This window comes from Acinetobacter radioresistens DSM 6976 = NBRC 102413 = CIP 103788, from assembly GCF_006757745.1.
GTDB lineage: Bacteria > Pseudomonadota > Gammaproteobacteria > Pseudomonadales > Moraxellaceae > Acinetobacter > Acinetobacter radioresistens.
The window spans coordinates 23,185-41,204 of sequence record NZ_AP019742.1 but is presented as its reverse complement, the minus strand read 5'-3'; the positions used below and the strand labels follow the sequence as shown (position 1 = coordinate 41,204).

Annotated in this window: 12 protein-coding genes; 3 read left to right on the top strand and 9 right to left on the bottom strand. The window is 34.6% G+C overall.

Going from position 1 to position 18,020, the window contains the following annotated elements:
- Positions 1–160 precede the first annotated feature (160 nt).
- On the top strand, positions 161–490 hold the full coding sequence (locus ACRAD_RS15775) for a DUF4236 domain-containing protein (protein WP_004726791.1): 330 nt from the start codon (positions 161–163) through the stop codon (positions 488–490).
- 271 nt (positions 491–761) lie between these two features.
- Here ACRAD_RS15775 and ACRAD_RS15770 read toward each other — a convergent pair whose 3' ends face one another.
- The 9 genes from ACRAD_RS15770 to ACRAD_RS15730 all read right to left on the bottom strand — a co-directional run bounded on the left by ACRAD_RS15770 (position 762) and on the right by ACRAD_RS15730 (position 14,218).
- Positions 762–1,994: an ATP-binding protein gene (locus tag ACRAD_RS15770; RefSeq protein WP_005021600.1), complete on the bottom strand. Its 1,233-nt coding sequence runs from the start codon at positions 1,992–1,994 to the stop codon at positions 762–764.
- 550 nt (positions 1,995–2,544) lie between these two features.
- On the bottom strand, positions 2,545–4,200 hold the full coding sequence (locus ACRAD_RS15765; RefSeq protein ID WP_005021598.1) for an HNH endonuclease signature motif containing protein: 1,656 nt from the start codon (positions 4,198–4,200) through the stop codon (positions 2,545–2,547).
- A 1,007-nt stretch (positions 4,201–5,207) separates the two neighbouring features.
- Positions 5,208–6,140 carry an IS5-like element ISAha3 family transposase gene (locus ACRAD_RS15760; RefSeq protein WP_004812228.1) on the bottom strand — a complete coding sequence of 311 codons (933 nt, stop codon included), beginning with the start codon at positions 6,138–6,140 and terminating at the stop codon, positions 5,208–5,210.
- Positions 6,141–6,580: 440 nt separating this feature from the next.
- On the bottom strand, positions 6,581–10,036 hold the full coding sequence (locus ACRAD_RS15755; protein WP_005021596.1) for a hypothetical protein: 3,456 nt from the start codon (positions 10,034–10,036) through the stop codon (positions 6,581–6,583).
- A complete protein-coding gene (locus ACRAD_RS15750) occupies positions 10,029–11,846 on the bottom strand; it encodes a hypothetical protein (protein WP_005021594.1) in 1,818 nt (605 codons plus the stop codon). Before ACRAD_RS15750 ends, ACRAD_RS15755 begins: the two co-directional genes overlap by 8 nt.
- Positions 11,847–11,857: 11 nt before the next feature.
- Positions 11,858–12,394, bottom strand: a complete 537-nt coding sequence (locus ACRAD_RS15745; protein WP_005021592.1) for a hypothetical protein — start codon at positions 12,392–12,394, stop codon at positions 11,858–11,860.
- A gap of 4 nt (positions 12,395–12,398) precedes the next feature.
- Positions 12,399–12,893, bottom strand: a complete 495-nt coding sequence (locus ACRAD_RS15740; RefSeq protein ID WP_005021585.1) for a hypothetical protein — start codon at positions 12,891–12,893, stop codon at positions 12,399–12,401.
- A 384-nt stretch (positions 12,894–13,277) separates the two neighbouring features.
- Positions 13,278–13,577 (bottom strand): hypothetical protein, encoded by a 300-nt coding sequence (locus ACRAD_RS15735; RefSeq protein ID WP_004969894.1) that lies wholly within the window; start codon positions 13,575–13,577, stop codon positions 13,278–13,280.
- A gap of 2 nt (positions 13,578–13,579) precedes the next feature.
- Positions 13,580–14,218: an AAA family ATPase gene (locus ACRAD_RS15730; protein WP_004726798.1), complete on the bottom strand. Its 639-nt coding sequence runs from the start codon at positions 14,216–14,218 to the stop codon at positions 13,580–13,582.
- Between the two features lie 392 nt (positions 14,219–14,610).
- On the opposite strand from ACRAD_RS15730, the gene repM reads away from it, so the two are divergent.
- Positions 14,611–15,558, top strand: a complete 948-nt coding sequence (gene repM / locus ACRAD_RS15725; RefSeq protein ID WP_010117601.1) for a replication initiation protein RepM — start codon at positions 14,611–14,613, stop codon at positions 15,556–15,558.
- A gap of 150 nt (positions 15,559–15,708) precedes the next feature.
- Positions 15,709–16,460, top strand: a protein-coding gene (locus ACRAD_RS15720; protein WP_228127223.1) for an IS5 family transposase whose coding sequence is annotated in 2 segments (ribosomal slippage) — positions 15,709–15,943 and positions 15,943–16,460 — 753 coding nt in all. Because the reading frame shifts where the segments join, the coding sequence is not laid out codon by codon here.
- The last annotated feature ends 1,560 nt before the right edge of the window (positions 16,461–18,020 follow it).

Below are 18,020 nucleotides of genomic sequence, written 5' to 3'. Positions count from 1 at the left end.
TATACAGTAAACATTTTTGACGGTATTTAAAGGTAGTATTGCAATCATCAGATAAAAAATATACTAGTATCCTGATGATAGCCGTCAAAGTACGATCTCTAGCAGATCATGGATCCTGGTATAGCGCGTGAATTGAGCTAAGTTTTAGAATGAGAGTAATATGGGTTTTAGATTTCGTAAAAGTATTAAATTATTCCCGGGTTTTAAAATTAATCTGACCCATAAAGGCATCAGCAGTGCCAGCATTGGCAAACCTGGTGCTTCTCTAAATATTGGGAAAAAAGGTACGCGAACCAGTGTCGGTATTCCAGGTACGGGACTATCTTACTCTAAACACCAGCCTTACTCTAAAAAGACCCGTGTTCCACAACCGACATCGCTAGAACACACGGAATATAATCCTCAGAATTTAGAACAACCGAAGACAAAGATCTGGCCTTGGATTATTTTTGGAATATTGTGTTTTATTGTGGGTGCCGTCATTTTTTAGCAAAAACAACATTGTATTTTAATCAAAAAAAATGCCCAGATGGATGAATGGGCAAACTAAGGAATTAATATCCTTCAGAAACTCCAGCGCAATTCTCGCTACTTTCAGTAAGCGACTCTGGCTCATTCATGATAGTCTGACTCAATCGAATCGAGGTAAATCGATCCATCACAATTGGAGCAGAAATTATGCTTGAATACATTCTTGAATGATGCTGAAAAGTCTTTGAGTTTTAATTAATAAATAAGAGTATCCATGTCTACCCTCAACTTTACTTATTTTCAGATAGCAACCAATCGAGAGCACTCATTTTTACAATACCATTATAATTCGCTTCAGTCCCTATCGTGTCTAAGGTAAGTAAATACTTGGGATACGAATCAGAAATTTTCTGTAATGGACGTAACTCTCGGCTGAGTGTCTCCTCATTGAGCGTTTCTAATGCCACCTGATAATAAGTTAAATTCTGTAAAGTATCGACAGCAACAAAATCAATTTCATATTCATCAACCCGCCCTACATAGACCGTATAACCTCGTCTGACAAGCTCAAGATAAATCACATTTTCTAAAATATGACCTTGATCAGCATTAGCATCAGGCAACATAATCCGGCGCAATCCGACATCAACTAAATAGTATTTTTCAGAGGATTGTAATAACTCACGCCCGCGTACTTTAAATTGTGCGGCGCTATAAAATAGCAAACTGTCCTGTAAGCCCTGAATATAGCGTTTTACTGTTTCAAATGAGATTTTAACCCCACTTGAAACAAAGGTATTTTTAATTTTATTGATGGAAATGGGTGAGCCTGTCACGCTTGCCAAATATCTTGCGACACGCTCGAGAGAGTTAATATCGGCCGTATTCAAACGGGGAATAACATCTTTAAACATTACACTGGCATAGACCGCTTGCAAGTAATCATAGGTTTCCTGCTGGCTGGTCATGGCAAGCGTATAGGGGAAACTACTGTGCGTGTACATGGCATACAAATCACGATTGGATAATTGTTGGATGATCGGATTATTTTCAATATGCCACTGTTTAAACTCTTGGAATGAAAGGGGTAAAACATGTTGCTCGATATAGCGTCCTGTGAGTAAAGTCGCAAGTTCTCCACTCAGAAAGAATGCGTTTGAACCTGTAATATATAAATCGATATAATCTCGAACATATAAAGAGTCGACTACTTTTTCAAAATTAGTAACATGTTGTATTTCATCTAAAAAAACATAGTTTTTTTTGCTTTTATCAACTTTAGACAGTACATAATCATGTAGTTTACGGTAATCTGTGAGTTCTTCAAATTCCATAAATTCGAAGTTGATGGCAATGATGTTTTCGGCTTGTACACCCTGTGCTTTTAGGTCTTGTTGAAACATCGCTAACAAGGTGGATTTTCCAGAGCGACGTACACCCGAAAGCACTTTAATGACATCACGGTCTTGCCATGTATTCAGAAATTTTAAGTAGCCATCACGTCGAATATTAGCGCTTCTCATTGTTTACACTTGAAATCTAAATTTTTAATTAATTCTATCAAAGTTTAGAACCTAGATGTAAAAATATTCAATTTTAAAAAAAGTTTAAAGTTTAAGTGAAACATTCAAAGCTACTGTTGAAGCATGCAAACAGTAGATCTGATAAAAATCCAAATTCTGTCTTTTTAATTATTTTCCATGTCATGTTATGTCATTGATGCTGCGACTTAACTGCTATATAAATTAAGTGAAAAGTAAAAGGAATTAATATGTTAACTAGAGTGGAACTCATTTTTGTTGTGCTGATGGTCTCAGCCTTAATCCTAATTGCTTATGAAATGCTAAAAGGTTTATTTTAGAGCATCTATACAATTTTTGATCAAAAAAAAGCCCACAGAGGGAATCTATGGGCGAAACTAAGGACCTTGACGGTCATTCAGAAACTACAGCTAGTTTCTGGTTGTGATTCTGGACTGAATTAAAAATAACCACATTGGCTGAATGTATCAAAAGTTAAATCATGTGATTAATCATTGATACATCTGCAAAAATGAGCTCATCGCTCTGTTGATTAATACAGTAATTCACCAAACAAATCCGCTCTAATCTCTTCCAGACTCAGATCTGATTTCATTCTATTACAGATGGGATGAACCAACAGACCATTCTCTAGAACGCCTTGCCCACCTACGGCTTTGGCAATCCTATGATCCGATTCAGTAGAATCAAGATAGATCAATCCATCACAAATGAGGCAAAAGTTATGATTACCCACCACAAAATTGTGCTTAAGCAGACTCTTGGTTAATGCCGAAAAGGCCTTTGGCTTTGATCGAGAAATTGGACTAATCGACTCCACATATCCCACCACATTCTTGACTACTGCATCATCATAACCACCCAAAAATCTTTCGACATAAAACTCGTTAAAGTTTATGTACTTGAAGGCCTTAGACATGGACAGAATAAAGGTATTCAGGCATTCCTCATCATCAAAATCAACTTCCATTTCCAAGCTTAAGCAAATAAAGGCTTTATAGACAATTTGTAGCCGATCATAGCCCTTGATACCACTGCCGAACTTGCCGACCGTTTCGGTGGTCGCCACGGGGAAATTGGCGATCAAGAACTCAATACTACGGCGTATCCGGGTGAAGTCCTTGAAACTAATCTTTCGATGATGAATCTGCATGCGGCTTTCATGAATTTCATACACAATTGAAAACCATGCAAGAAAAGAAGTAATCTGAAAACGCTGATCCTTATAAAAATATAAGTATGGATGTAAGCCCAAACTCGGAACCCCAGCATTTTTTACAGGCGTCGCTATCCTGCAAAGAATGGTCAACAGATGCGACATTAGGTTTTCAACGCGCTCCCCCTGATTCAGACTCATAATATTATGAATCTGATCACCCGCAATGATATTCATCAGCTCATTGACCAAGCCAATTTTTTTGCCATGACTCATTTCATTGTCTAATAAAATGGTCGAAAAAAGTAGCTGGTGGATCCTCTCCCCTAACTCAATCAACTCATTTAAACGTGTATATTGGAGCTCTTCTAGGTTAGATTTATTGTCATTGATATAACAACAGGCATAGATCGCATAATACGCGTCACTACCGCGATTTCTGAGGTGATATTCCTCATATTTATCTAAACGTTTAGTATCTGAGTTAATCGATTGAAATACCCGTCGCGCATCTTCCGGGGTCCCCAGTACCTGCCGGAAACTGATTTTAATATCGCCTAATTTCGATTTTTTTTCTGCAAATTCGGCATCAGTACAAATTTTTTGAAAATCAGCAAGATCTCCTAAATAATTGCGGAGGTAACGAATATCTTGTTTTTGTTGATCATTGAAATTAGGTGCTTGAGGGACTTGCTCATCCGCAAAATATCTATTGATCCACGCATAGATACAGGAAAGACGATGTGCTCCATCAATAATGTAAATATTGCTGTGTATATCTTTCCAATACAAAATGCATAAATTGATGTTTTGATCTTCTGTGCAATCCTCAATAAAGTTTGCAATTTCTTGCACGCTCCAACATTCCGTAGAACGCTGGTTATCCGCCTTAAATAAACATTTGATGATTGGATGCTTTTCAAAATCAGTCAGTGCCACTTCAAAATTGTCACGCTGCATTGAAGGTGACATTTCTTCTGGCAACATGACTTTACGCTGAATAATATTGGTCAATAGTCGTGTAGAACCCATTTCTTATTTTCTCCAGGCAACACTTTCCTACTTTCGCTCAAGTACGAAATTTGAAAATGTATATAGTTCGATTTGGTTAAAGCTGTGAATTAAATGACCGTCAATATCCAGTCAGCGCTAACAAAAGAGACCTAAGAGAAATGGGGGGATTAGATAATAAAATCTTCATGTTTAGTACCTGTAGTTTAGAGTTCACTATCTACAACCATCTTTTCCACGAGATGGAGGTAGACCAAACAGGGGTGGAAATACCGCACTACAGAAGACGGCCAGTCATAGACTGCCCTGCCTGGCCTACCATAATGGCAAACTAAGCATAATAAGCACAAAAAACCGCTAAAGCGGTTTTAATGCTTCTGTAGTAATTTTCAGGTTTCCACGCCCGATTACAGATTTTGCTGTAACGTAATTATCATATGGGTATCTTTTTCTTTGGTCAAACCAAATTAGAATTTTTTATTCATTTTTTAGTGATATTTTAAAATTGAATGCTGGCTTAATTTTTTCAAAATTTTAGCCGAAAAAATCCCTGTATTTTACCTACATACAAGGATCCGTGTTTAGCTCAAAATCTATGCTGCATACTTATAGAAGGATTACCTAAGCTAATTAATTTATCTTCTCCATTTTTTGGTATCTCATTAAAATCTAAAAATAATCATATTGGTGGACTCCCAAGCCTTTGCTTTGTAAAACAGCAGTTTTAAAAAGCAAAGGCTTGGGCTATTTTTCTGAAATATATTTGCTTAGGCTATTTAAAAATTAGCTTATAAAATCAAACCAAAAACACAACCAAGTTTTCTATGCTGTATTTAATATTATAAATCTAGCAAAATTAATTTTTTTATTTATAAAAAATAAAAACTAATTTCCCTATTTTACAGAATAAAACAAATCAATTTATAGGGTAAATAATTTATATTAACTCACTAGTCTATAAAATTTACCTTATATAGGCTTTGTTGCATAAACATTCAAAAGCTGAGTTCTCCCCAATCCATTCAAATTTAAGACACAACTTGGGTGCGAGGTCTACCTAATTCCGTAAATCTATTCAGAACTGCCACACGCGCATGAATTTCATTGACCTGACTTTGAAAATGTCTTGCCGTCAGCCTATCACCTAATAATTTGATGCAATGCATCTTGGTTTCCACCAAACTACGACGGTGATAACCCGACCATTTTTTCCATAGGGTTCTACCTAAATGTTTAACCGTTTGAAGTAACTCATTTCGTTCTATTGAACTTATTTTAGAATCTTTCCAGGGCTTGGCATTCTTTCTGGGTGGAATTACTGCATGTGCTTGACGATCTGAAATCACTTTTCTGCAGCACTTCGTGTCGTACGCGCCATCGGTATAGACAGAATCTATTCGCTCATCTAGTGGAATTTGATCCAGTAAATCACCTAGTACTTGTGAATCACTGACATTATTTGTAGTAAGCTGAACGGCACGTATTTGCAGTGTTTCAGCATCTATACCAATATGCAGTTTACGCCATTGCCGACGGTATTCAGGCTGATGTTTTTTACGCTTCCATTCGCCTTCACCTAAAAACTTTAAACCCGTAGAGTCGACAAGTAGGTGTAACCCATCATGACTTTTCTGATAGCTTATCGCAATATCAATATGCTTTTGTCGTCTACAAAGGGTGGAGTAATCTGGTGCTGTCCAATTCAAGCCACAGAGTTTAATCAGGCTTTGAACAAAGCCAGTAACCATACGTAAAGAAAGACGGAATAGAGATTTGATCATTAAACAGCATTGAATCGCTGTATCGGAATAAGTTTGATTTCGTCCTTGCTTGCCTTGTGGTTGTGCATACCATTGCGTCTTAGGATCAAACCAGATTGAAATATTTCCTCGCTTGATTAAAGCTTGGTTATACGAGGACCAATTGGTTGTACGATAGATTTTAGGTGTAGGCTTCTTCATCTGGAAATTATATTACTGAAGAAGCCTTCAAGAATAGCTTTGTGCAACAAAGCCCCTTATATATAATTTTATATTTTATAGATTAAATTTAAAAAATAATATCCGAATAAATTTACAAGAATAATAAAAAAATACAATTAAATTTAATCTTATTTTCTCCTGCGAGTCATACAAAATCTTTTGTTTATTGAGTATTTTTTTTGATAATCTCTCATCTAGCCTATCCAGGCTATTCTCAAGAAAAAAATTATCAAAAATCAACCTCACAGAGTGTACACCTCGCGCTAAGTGTCCTTTTTTGACCAAAAAAAAAAGAAGAAATTTACATAAATAATGAAAAAATAATCAAACATGAATTACCTAAAGTTATATACCGATGTTTTTTATATATTTTTTTAATATAAAAAAACTGTAGCCCCCTACTTCTCCGGTAAAACATTTTAGACCATTTTCTTTTGACCCAGGGAAGGTACTCCAAGGCATTTCATCTTAAAAAAGATACTTTGTAGTACAATTTTTTGTATCAGATGATGCTTTGAATCTGCTTTTTTATTACTAATTTTATAATATTTTATTTTAACTTCAGTCCCTATTTTTTTATCAAAATCACTTGAACTTGATTTTTCTATATCTAAGTAGGATTCTACGTCCGAATATATTTTGGTAATAAACTCTACAAATGAATCGTACAATTTTAAATCTTTTTGACAGACTGCTTCAAAAACTAAAACTGATCGATCATTTTTCAATGAAATTTTATTTTCCAAAATATAATAAAAATTTTTAATTTCTTTTGGGGTAATTTCTTTGTCAATTATGAATGGCTGGCATATTCCATATAAATACGACCAATTGATCATTCGCTCCCAATTTAAATCCATTTCTTGCAGATCACGCTCCTCACTTCTAGCTATTTCTTTATCTTTATAAATATAAAATTGTCTACTAATTGATTTTATTAAGTTAACAAGCTGGTCTTCAGGATTTATGATCCGGTCATTTGATTTCCATTCCTGATATGATTCTAGAAATCTTTTTGGATATAAAAAACTCATTTGTTTTTTTTCAATTTCATCTTTTTTTAAGAATTGCTTTGGATCATTATGTTTTTCAAAAACCTTTAAAAAAAACTTAGATTTTTGAAGAATGTTAAAAGCTGATTCATCCTCAGATATCTTTAAGGATTTAAATTGAGCATTAATAATTTTGCTATTTTTTAGTAATGCACCAATCAATTCAGGCTGATATTTACGTTTTGCTGTATAAAACATGTCTGCAATTAAAATATTAAGATGATGTATATAGCTACTTGCGGTCACGTTAAAGTCTTCATGCCCCATTAGATGTGCTAAACGTTGCCATACATCTGCGCTATGTAATGATGCATGATCGATATTTTGCAATATATGCTTTTTAAGCCTACCTACAAACCTAGAGTCATAGTCAGTAAAACTACAGATAAGCTGGTGGCTGCCTTTCAATAAAATTGCTAAGTGTGATGCAGCACTATGCCTAAATGCGTGAAATGTATATGAATGATCACTTGTCCCTAATACCAGATTAAACAAGCTCCTAGTGATTTTTGATAATTGTTGATTTTCAAAGGTGAAGAGTAATGTATTCTGTACTTGTAATTCCGCTTCGCTCAAAGAAGCAGCTAAATATTTTTTATAAAAATCACAGAACTCTTTAAATTCATTTGGATTTAAAAAATAGGATAAATCAAACTGACGATTTGCATTTTCGTTTTTAACATTACGGTGAGAGTTGGAATGAATTTTTAAAACCAGATTTTCAATATCTGAATTGGATGATTCATTTGAAGTTGTATCTTTAGGATCTGACTTTGCTTCGTAATATAAACGATTATTTTTAAGATGACTTCGAAGCTGTGCAGAGTCAAAATCATTGAGACGGATGCCTGTCACTTCATCAATACGCAAACCTAGTCTAAATGCGAGTCGATAGACCCATTGCAATGCAACTATGTCATTCCCTGAAATGCCTAAAATGTTTGGATAATTTTCCACAATTTTCATCATTAATTCAAACATCTGCGGACTAATGGTCCGTGTTTTTAAAAATTTCCCGCTGTCTCTCTGATGTTCATACAAGTACGCTACTACTGGTGCATCATGCTTGTTGACCAAATACTGATGAAATGTTTTTAACCTCGCGAAAGAATAGCCAGAGGTGTCGTGCTTTTTATTATCATTTTTCTCAGCGATTGTTTCCTGCTTTTCCTGATCTTTCATTGATTTTTCTAAAATAAGGTACTCATACATTTCTTCAAATTGTTCTTCGATGGCATTATTCAAATTTATTTGATATTCTAAAATGTAAATTAAAAAGTCAGAAACGAAGCTGTGATAATAACGTTTTATCGATGCCACCTGAAGTGATGCTTTACCAGAGCTAGAATTGTAACCTAGCTCATACTTTAACCATTGGCATATCCGTAAATGTGCGATTGCCACCACATAATCAATATATTCCCCCTCTCCAGCTTCATAGGAACGTATATCGCCCTCTGATTTATTAATACTCGCGTTCAAAGCTTCATTAAACTTGGCTAGTGTCAACTCTTTACCATCTTCACTAAATGATAAAAGCAATGATTTTATATCATTACGTTTACCCATCCGTTTATCATTATAAACTTTAACGTTCTTACCACTAGTAGAAACAGAAAGCTCTACAGTGTGATGAGTATTTTCAATTCTTTCTTGAATCGTTTTCCAGGTGTCAAGCTGATGATAAATAGCTATATGCTGTTCATATATCAAAGGCGTAGTGATAATTTTGTTATTAAGTACACTTGTACTCAATAGATCTAAATTTGGAATCTCCTGCCAAAGAAGATAATCAATATGCTTGAAAGCAGAAAAACGACGTCGCCCAAACTCTTTGATAAATTGATGATCAGGAACAACATCTTTAAAATGTGCTTTTAGCCGCTTATAAAGTAAATCTTCCCGCTTAACTTTTTGATCTTGATCATCGTGTGTTTGCTGCCAAATACTAAGAGGCGATGTACACTGTAATGCATAATCTTGGTTACCATGAAGATGCTCTCGGATACGCAAATAACAAAGCATTGAGATTGCGTTAAAATATATTTGCTGTGTTTGCCATAATTCCACATCTCCTTGGCTATCATAACGGTAGAAATTGCCATATTTTTGAGATGAGAGAGTGTATGAGAAAACGTAGGCATGATTCTCTGAACCAGAGTAAATTGGCAACAGTCCACTGTCTAGATTCATTTCAAAAATTGCATCATGAATTGCAATAAGCCGTTCAGGATGAATACATCCTTGATCGAAAATTAATGATATACATAGACATTCAAATAATATGTTTACTAGGTTTTGCTGAGCTTCAACTGTAGATTGTAAACTTATATTTTGAGTCTTTTTATTAAGAGAATAGCTCCACTTTTCATAAAATTTTTCTTTAAAATCAGCAAGAATAGCTCCATAACACAACTTGTCCTCTGTTAAAATATTATCGCGGCGCGGTAATGTTGCTATTTTCCAATCTGGTAATTTAATATCGTAAATTTTTGCATGATCTGGATTTTTTTTTTGCCACTCCTGATACTCTTGTTCACAAATAATTTTAAAGTGTTTAAAACACTCCTTGAGGTAAGAGCGGAAATATTTTTTGAGCTGGGAATGCTCACAAACTTTTATTAAAACTTGCTTATAGTTTGTAAATTTATCAGCAATTCGTTGATCAAGAAGTTTAAAATCAATCTCGACACCATTCACCTTTTTCTGAGTATATTTATGATCAATCAGCTCAGAAATTTGATTAAAAATTGCTTTTGTTTCTGTTTCAATCGCATTTTGTAATTGCTCTAGAATCTCTTGATTTAGTTCTTTATTAATCACGCGATTTTTCCTGGGTAAACAAGTCTAGCTCCAAAATTTCTAATTTTTCCAGTAACGCTTCAACCTGTTGTTGAATTTCTGTTTTGTAATGAAAAGGACTTAAGGATGAAGTATGGCCAAACCCCATGGCAATACCATCATGTGCATAAAGGGTATTATGAATATCACTGCTGAGTTCAAGATGGTTTTTGCTAAAATGCCTTGGCCAGTTTTTATAAATCTGAACTGTTTCTTTCAAGTAATGCGTCACAAAAGCTGCTGACATTGGTGCCAAAGTAAGATTGTCTGCTATTTCTATAAAGTCAACGCTATGCTTTTTGGAAGTCAGTTGAGGATGGATAAGAATACACAGCATGAATTCATTTTTTTTCCACTGCTCCTGCAGATATTTCATGCCTAATGCAGTAATTGTCTTATCTATATACTCTCTGTATGCATCGAAATGCTTTTGCCAATAACCTACTACAGGCACTAAACGACCTTCTTGTCGTGAACCAATTTTTTTGTCATGAATATAGATAAATTTTGATTTTGAATCATAATTTTTGATCAAACCTGGCATACCCATCGTGGGTCGTACCGTGAGGCAAATTAAAGACAGATGCCACATCCAAATGCTATAAGCATTTAATTTCTCAATCCGATTGGCTTCATCATTCGTTAAAGTAGTCTGTACATAAGCATAAAGATTTTTAAAAAATTGAGTTGCTGCTTTGATAGTCCAGCAACGCTGACTACCTATACGTTGTTCTCGGTCAAAGATATAACCCGGCTGCTGCTCTTTTATCCATAGATCACCTTTTTTTCGGTTTATTAAACAATCAATGTATCTTTTAAAATGTCTATTTATCTCTTCAATATTACGCCCTTCATAGGACCAATTAACCACATGATTCGTATCGTGATTTGCCATTAAGTGTGCTACGAGATCATCACCTGTCTGCATATTCAGATGGAAATATATTTGCTTTTCTAAAATTCCACATGAAATCTTGTCCAAATTATACGGTCTGAATAGCTGCCTTAAAAAACGATTGTATTCAGGAACAGATAGTTCTTGAATAGCATTTTTTTTTAATTGAATAATCCAAGCACTAGGAATATGCCATTTATAAGTGGATGCTTTGTTATAGCGCTGTAATTTATCACTCATAATGCCCGAATGATTTACATTCAACTTTGGATCAATCACCCAATAATAAGATACTTCGATTACTTCTGTTTCTTCTGCTACTTTTGTTTTTTTTATTCTTTTTACTTTTGTTTTTTCTAATATTTTTCCTTTTTCAATCAAATTATTAATATCTTTAAAGATAGTAGGACTCAGACCAGTCAGCAGTGACATCATGCCACATAATGCCAAAGAAGATTGATCATAAAAGATTGTACTATTTTCTTTGAACATTTTATCCTGATAACAATCGTGCAATACGTTGTATACCTGATGTAATAAACTGGGTGCTAGATAAAGTGGATTACTTACAAATGGGACTTCACGTCTCTGAATAATTTTTTTGAGCTTTTCATCGGATATCATAGAACTTGCACGCTTACTGATATCATCATGTGTAGGATCAAGAATAGTTGCTGATTTTTCATCTATCTCGACTTCTGTGTCATCATTTTCTATATGAATAGGAGATGACCCTGAGTGGTTTGTTACATCAATCTCCTTTTTTATTCTTTTTATCAAATCCTTGATACTAAGTTTCTTCGATGAATTTAATTCCCTGTTGTTAAGCTCATTACAGACAATACAAAATTGCTCAATGTAACGGTTTAAATCTAATGAGATGGAGTGATTTTGCATCTCTTTACCAGTTAAAAATTCTTTAAAATTGCTGGTGTTAAATTCATCGATTTTTTTAATTTCATTGGTAATTTTGTCACATGGTATTTTTTTTCCCCACGGTCTTTAAATTGGTTCTGCAGTAACAGTTTTAATGCATAACATAGTTGATTAAATTTCTTATGTACTCTTTCATCATCTACTATTCGCTTAAAATCTATCAGTTTTGTGTTTGTGATAGGCTCTTTATCTTTAGAACTAGAATTCGGTAAACTGATAAGTTCTTTGAGCATTTCACAAATTAATCCAGTCAACAGATAACCATACTGATGCCCTTCTTGTTCAATTTTAGTCCATTGAGTTAAACCAGCCAGAATTTTATGTTCCGTCACAATTCTCTTTTTTTTAATAGTAACCTGGATTTTTTCTGCAGCAGCATACAACTCATTCTTATTTTGAACGTCGAAATCTTTGAAAATAGCTTTTTTTTCACCAAGTGACTGATTTACCCACTTTTCCAATACTTTGATTTCTTCGTGTAGATCTGACAATCCATCAGTATTAGTCATACAGTTACCATAATTTTTCAGGGTAAAAATTGATTTTCAGGTTTCGTTCTAACTTGAGCTTGAAGTTTTTAGGCAAACCAAAATATTTTTTATAAGTTCTTTGAGTCAATTTTTTAACACAACGCTGCGGTTTTGACTCCACTCTCATATGTTCTGATAACTTCAGACTTAAGGCCTCGGACAATTGAGTAAAAAAACAAGTAAATAGCACAGCATGCACCTCTTTATGTTGGTGCTTTTTAACCTCTTCAGTTTCTTCAGGAGCTACATCAATTGTATCGAGTAACCACTTTAAAATTTCAAATTCATCAATGTCTTGATTGTCTTTTGCTGCCTGGTCAAGCATTCTTTTGATTTCATCATCCATCTTATTTTTAAGATCCAATACAAAATCTTGAATAAAGTCTGGTAAATCTAATATCAAAACGTAACTTAACTTGGTGAAAACTTCAGTTAGAACTTCAGGTGTTTTTTTTGCATGCCCAATTTTTTCTATCATGACTCTCTCAATCGATACTGGCTATACAAGCTCAATACAGTTGAAATGGTTAATTTCTAAATTTACTACTTAGGCCTAACAGAATATCTTTAGCCTAAAAATACCGATTATGATGTTATATGTTTATATCCAGCTAACACAGAACAGCTCAATGAGTTAACGTGATATATCACGTAATAACTTTACCATTTGATTTTCCAATATCAAAGTATCGCGATGTCTATATAAGGTTTATCAACAAATCAAAATATTTAAATTATTTGCCAGTAAAGTTATGAAGTTATGAAGTTATGAAGTTATGAAGTTATGAAGTTATGAAGTTATGAAGTTATGAAGTTAGGTTATTTAATCTTATAGATTAAATAACCTCTTCCATTCTCTATTTTATTTAAAACTTTTATCAACGAGCTGCTTAAAATCTTCTAAATTCTGCTCTGCCAGTGACTCTAAAGCTATTCTTACAATACTAGATCTGTTAACACGAGCGTTATTACTTTTGATAATTAACTCATCAATTAATTCACTTAATTCTTGGTTCAAAGAAAAGGTACAACGAACGAATTTCTTTTGTGAAACTTCTAGATCCTTAACTCTTTTATCAGCTCCAGATATGAAATTTTCAACCAGTTTATCCTGATCTGAAAGCTCGTCAGTTTTCTTTTTTAAACCGCTAAGACCTGCCATAGTTATACTCCTAAAAACTCTTGAGCTATCCCTTCAATTTCTGCTTTTGCCTTAGGATCACTTGTTACTTCAAAAACAGATAAGCCATTTTCATCTGCATCATCATAAACATTTCGATTTGTCGTGATGTGGTCTAATGCTTTTATTCCGAACGATACACAGGCTTCTTTAGCATCTAAAATTCGCTGTACTTGTGACGGTAATGTTGGGCATTGTGTAATGATTGCTCTTGCATTCAAATCTGGATTCACTGCTCGTGCCAGTTTTAATACTTGTTCCATATGATCCAAAGTCTTTAGATCTCTACGTTTAGGCCTAAAAGGCAAGAGCATATGTGTTGCTATAGTCATAGCAGAACGTAATGCTTCCGAATCTTGTCCACCAGCATCAATGATAATATCTTCATATCTTTTTGATAAATCTTTTAAAACTTGACGAATATTGCCTGAAGCTTGTACAGATGGAATATTTTTTAAATCCTCATTCTCATCACGTTCTTTAATCCAGTCAGTTGTTGTGCCTTGAGGATCTGCATCTAGAAGCAGAATATCTCTATTCTTTTCTTGTAAATAAACTGCTAAGTTTTGGGCAAGGCAGCTTTTACCAGCTCCGCCTTTTTCACCACCTACTAAAATAATCATAAGTTATGTAAGTTACGTAATTTTGTTGAAAATAATGTACAAGTTTCAATCTCATGAATCAACTATTGTGAAAAATAAAGTTAAAAAAAAGTTATCCACAAGTAATGTTCTTTTTTAATTTTATATATATTTTATAAATTTATATTTATAGAACCTCTGAATGCCTTATGAAGTCTAGTTTTCAGAGGTTTTATATGGACGTTTTCCTGACAATAAGTGGACACTTTCCTTTATTTAAATGGACGTTTTCCTGACAATAAGTGGACGTTTTCCTTTATTTAAATGGACGTTTTCCTTTATTTAATGGACGTTTTCCTGGCATAAATAGATCTTCCATTAATGGACATTAAGTGTTAATGTCTATTAATGGAATTTATTTCTTTAATCACAATATGGCAAATCTAATTTATAAAGACAATAACTTGATTGAAGCATCTTATGCATTGACTCTGTCTGAACAACGCTTAATTTTAGTTGCAATTATTGCAGCTAGGGAAATTGAAAAAGAGCTTACATCGGATACATTGCTAACAATACATGCGTCTGAATACATGAAGCACTTTAATTTGGGTCGTCAAGCGGCCTATGAGGCTCTTCAGGGAGCGTGTGATAACTTATTTGAACGTAGACTCACCTATAAGGCCATAGATCCTGTTACAGGTAAGCCAGCGGTCTACAAAAGCCGTTGGGTATCAAAAGTTGGCTATGTTAAAGAAGCTGCATGTGCTCAACTAATTTTTGCTCCTGATATTTTACAGCTTTTTGTAAAACTTGAAGAAAAGTTTACTCGTTATGAATTAAAGCAAATTTCTCAATTATCTAGTGTATACGCTATACGGCTGTATGAACTTTTGATTAGATGGCGTAGCAAAGGCAAGCTATATATTAGTATGGTTGAATTGCGTGATAAGTTAGGTCTACTTGAAAATGAATATAAAACCATGGGAGATTTCAAAAAGCGTGTATTGACGGTTGCCATAGATCAAATTAATAAACTTACTGATATCGACGTAAGTTATGAGCAGAAAAAAGAAGGGAGAACAATTACACATATCGAATTTTCTTTTAATCAAAAAGCTTCCTTAATTGTTAGTGATAAGGTACTGGAACCTGCATATCAGCTGACACCAAAACAATCTATATTTTTCGCTCAAAAATTGTGTGACCTTATCAAATATCCCGAATTCGGGGGGAAATATGCCAATGTAGGCGAAGAGATCGAAGCGTTTAAAGAAAGGATTTCACTTGAACTCCTCGACCCTGAAAAGGTAAAAAAGTATTATTCTGATTTGTTAAAAGTGGGCTATAAAGAAAAATATAAATCAGAAAAGTTATCATAACCTGAATAATAGAAATTTTTATTTTGAACACTACAAACCTATAGGAAAAATTTAGTCTGCCCTGGTAACCCTAGGGCGTGTCCTCATTTGAAGAATTGGTTTTAAATACTTAAAATCCTCCTTTGAGTTATTTTTATTTCTATATTTTCAATGGCACGTACTCTTCTTACCGATGATATCTGGCAGCAAATTCAAGATACTATGCGATTACATGGTTGCTACCGTTCAAAGAATAGTAGAAATATCATGGAAGTGATCTTATGGAAACTGCGTACAGGCGCCACATGGCGTGATATTCCTCAAGAATTTTGTCCTTGGCAAACTGCTTATAATCGTTTTAATCGTTGGGCAAGCAAGGGATTGTGGAATAAATTTTTTTTAGATTACGAGGCGTCTTGGATCAAGAATGGGTATTCATTGACGGAAGCTACATACGCGTGCATCAACATGCAAGTGGAGCTCGGAATGGTTTCGAAAGAGCAATTGGACAATCACGTGGTGGACGAACAACAAAAATACATCTTGCAACCGACGCGAATGGATTACCGATTGATTTTAAAATCACTGGGGGTGGCGTCCACGACAGTCAAGTTGCAAAACAACTGATTGATACTGTAGGCGAGGCAACTTATCTCATTGCTGATAAGGGGTATGATGCTGAGCACATTAGAATATATGCCCAGAACAAGGATATGATTCCCATTATTCCATTGAGATCAAACAGTAAGAGATCGAATAAGGTGTTTGATAAATATCTATATAAATTAAGACATTTAGTTGAAAATGTGTTTGCGAGATTGAAGCATTTCCGAGCGATTGCAACCCGATTTGATAAGCTTGCACGAAATTACCAGTCTATGATTTACATTGCTTGCATGTTTATTTGGTGTAAAGCCAAATGAGGACACGCCCTAGTTTTATAAACTGAAAATTATATGTTCCACTAGTACGAAGAACTGATCTGGATTAATTTGCCAGAAAGATGAAATTATAAAGTTACATAACTTATGCAACTTACACAACTTTCGATCTTATGTAATCCTGAGTAGAGTGATGCGATCGAAACCTCTCCCGGTAATGCTTGTCAGGGATTTGTCCATATATGGAAGCGCAGCACTGAAAATTACAGGTTCCACTAGTACGAAGAACTGATCTGCAGCCACTGAAAATTACAGGTTCCACTTACGAAGAACTGATCTGGATTAATTAGCCAGGAAGATGAAATTATAAAGATAAGTTATGTAACTTACACAACTTACAATCTTATGTAATCCTGAGGAGAGTGATGCGATGGAAACCTCTCCCGGTAATGCTTGTCAGGGATTTGTCCATATATGGAAGTGCAGCACTGAAAATTACAGGTTCCACTAGTACGAAGAACTGATCTGGATTAATTAGCCAGGAAGATGAAATTATAAAGTTACATAAGTTATGTAACTTACACAACTTACAATCTTATGTAATCCTGAGGAGAGTGATGCGATGGAAACCTCTCCCGGTAATGCTTGTCAGGGATTTGTCCATATATGGAAGTGCAGCACTGAAAATTACAGGTTCCACTAGTACGAAGAACTGATCTGGATTAATTAGCCAGGAAGATGAAATTATAAAGTTACATAAGTTATGTAACTTACACAACTTACAATCTTATGTAATCCTGAGGAGAGTGATGCGATGGAAACCTCTCCCGGTAATGATTTGTCCATATATGGATGCAGCACTGAAAATTACAGGTTCCACTAGTACGAAGAACTGATCTGGATTAATTAGCCAGGAAGATGAAATTATAAAGTTACATAAGTCAACTTACAATCTTATGTAATCCTGAGGAGAGTGATTTCCCCGGTAATGTTGTCCCATATATGGAAGTGCAGCACTGAAAATTACAGGTTCCACTAGTACGAAGAACTGATCTGGATTAATTAGCCAGGAAGATGAAATTATAAAGTTACATAAGTTATGTAACTTACACAACTTACAATCTTATGTAATCCTGAGGAGAGTGATGCGATGGAAACCTCTCCCGGTAATGCTTGTCAGGGATTTGTCCATATATGGAAGTGCAGCACTGAAAATTACAGGTTCCACTAGTACGAAGAACTGATCTGAACCTCTCCCGGTAATGCTTGTCAGGGATTTGTCCATATATGGAAGCGCAGCACTGAAAATTACAGGTTCCACTAGTACGAAGAACTGATCTGGATTAATTAGCCAGGAAGATGAAATTATAAAGTTACATAAGTTATGTAACTTACACAACTTACAATCTTATGTAATCCTGAGGAGAGTGATGCGATCGAAACCTCTCCCGGTAATGCTTGTCAGGGATTTGTCCATATATGGAAGCGCAGCACTGAAAATTACAGGTTCCACTAGTACGAAGAACTGATCTGGATTAATTAGCCAGGAAGATGAAATTATAAAGTTACATAAGTTATGTAACTTACACAACTTACAATCTT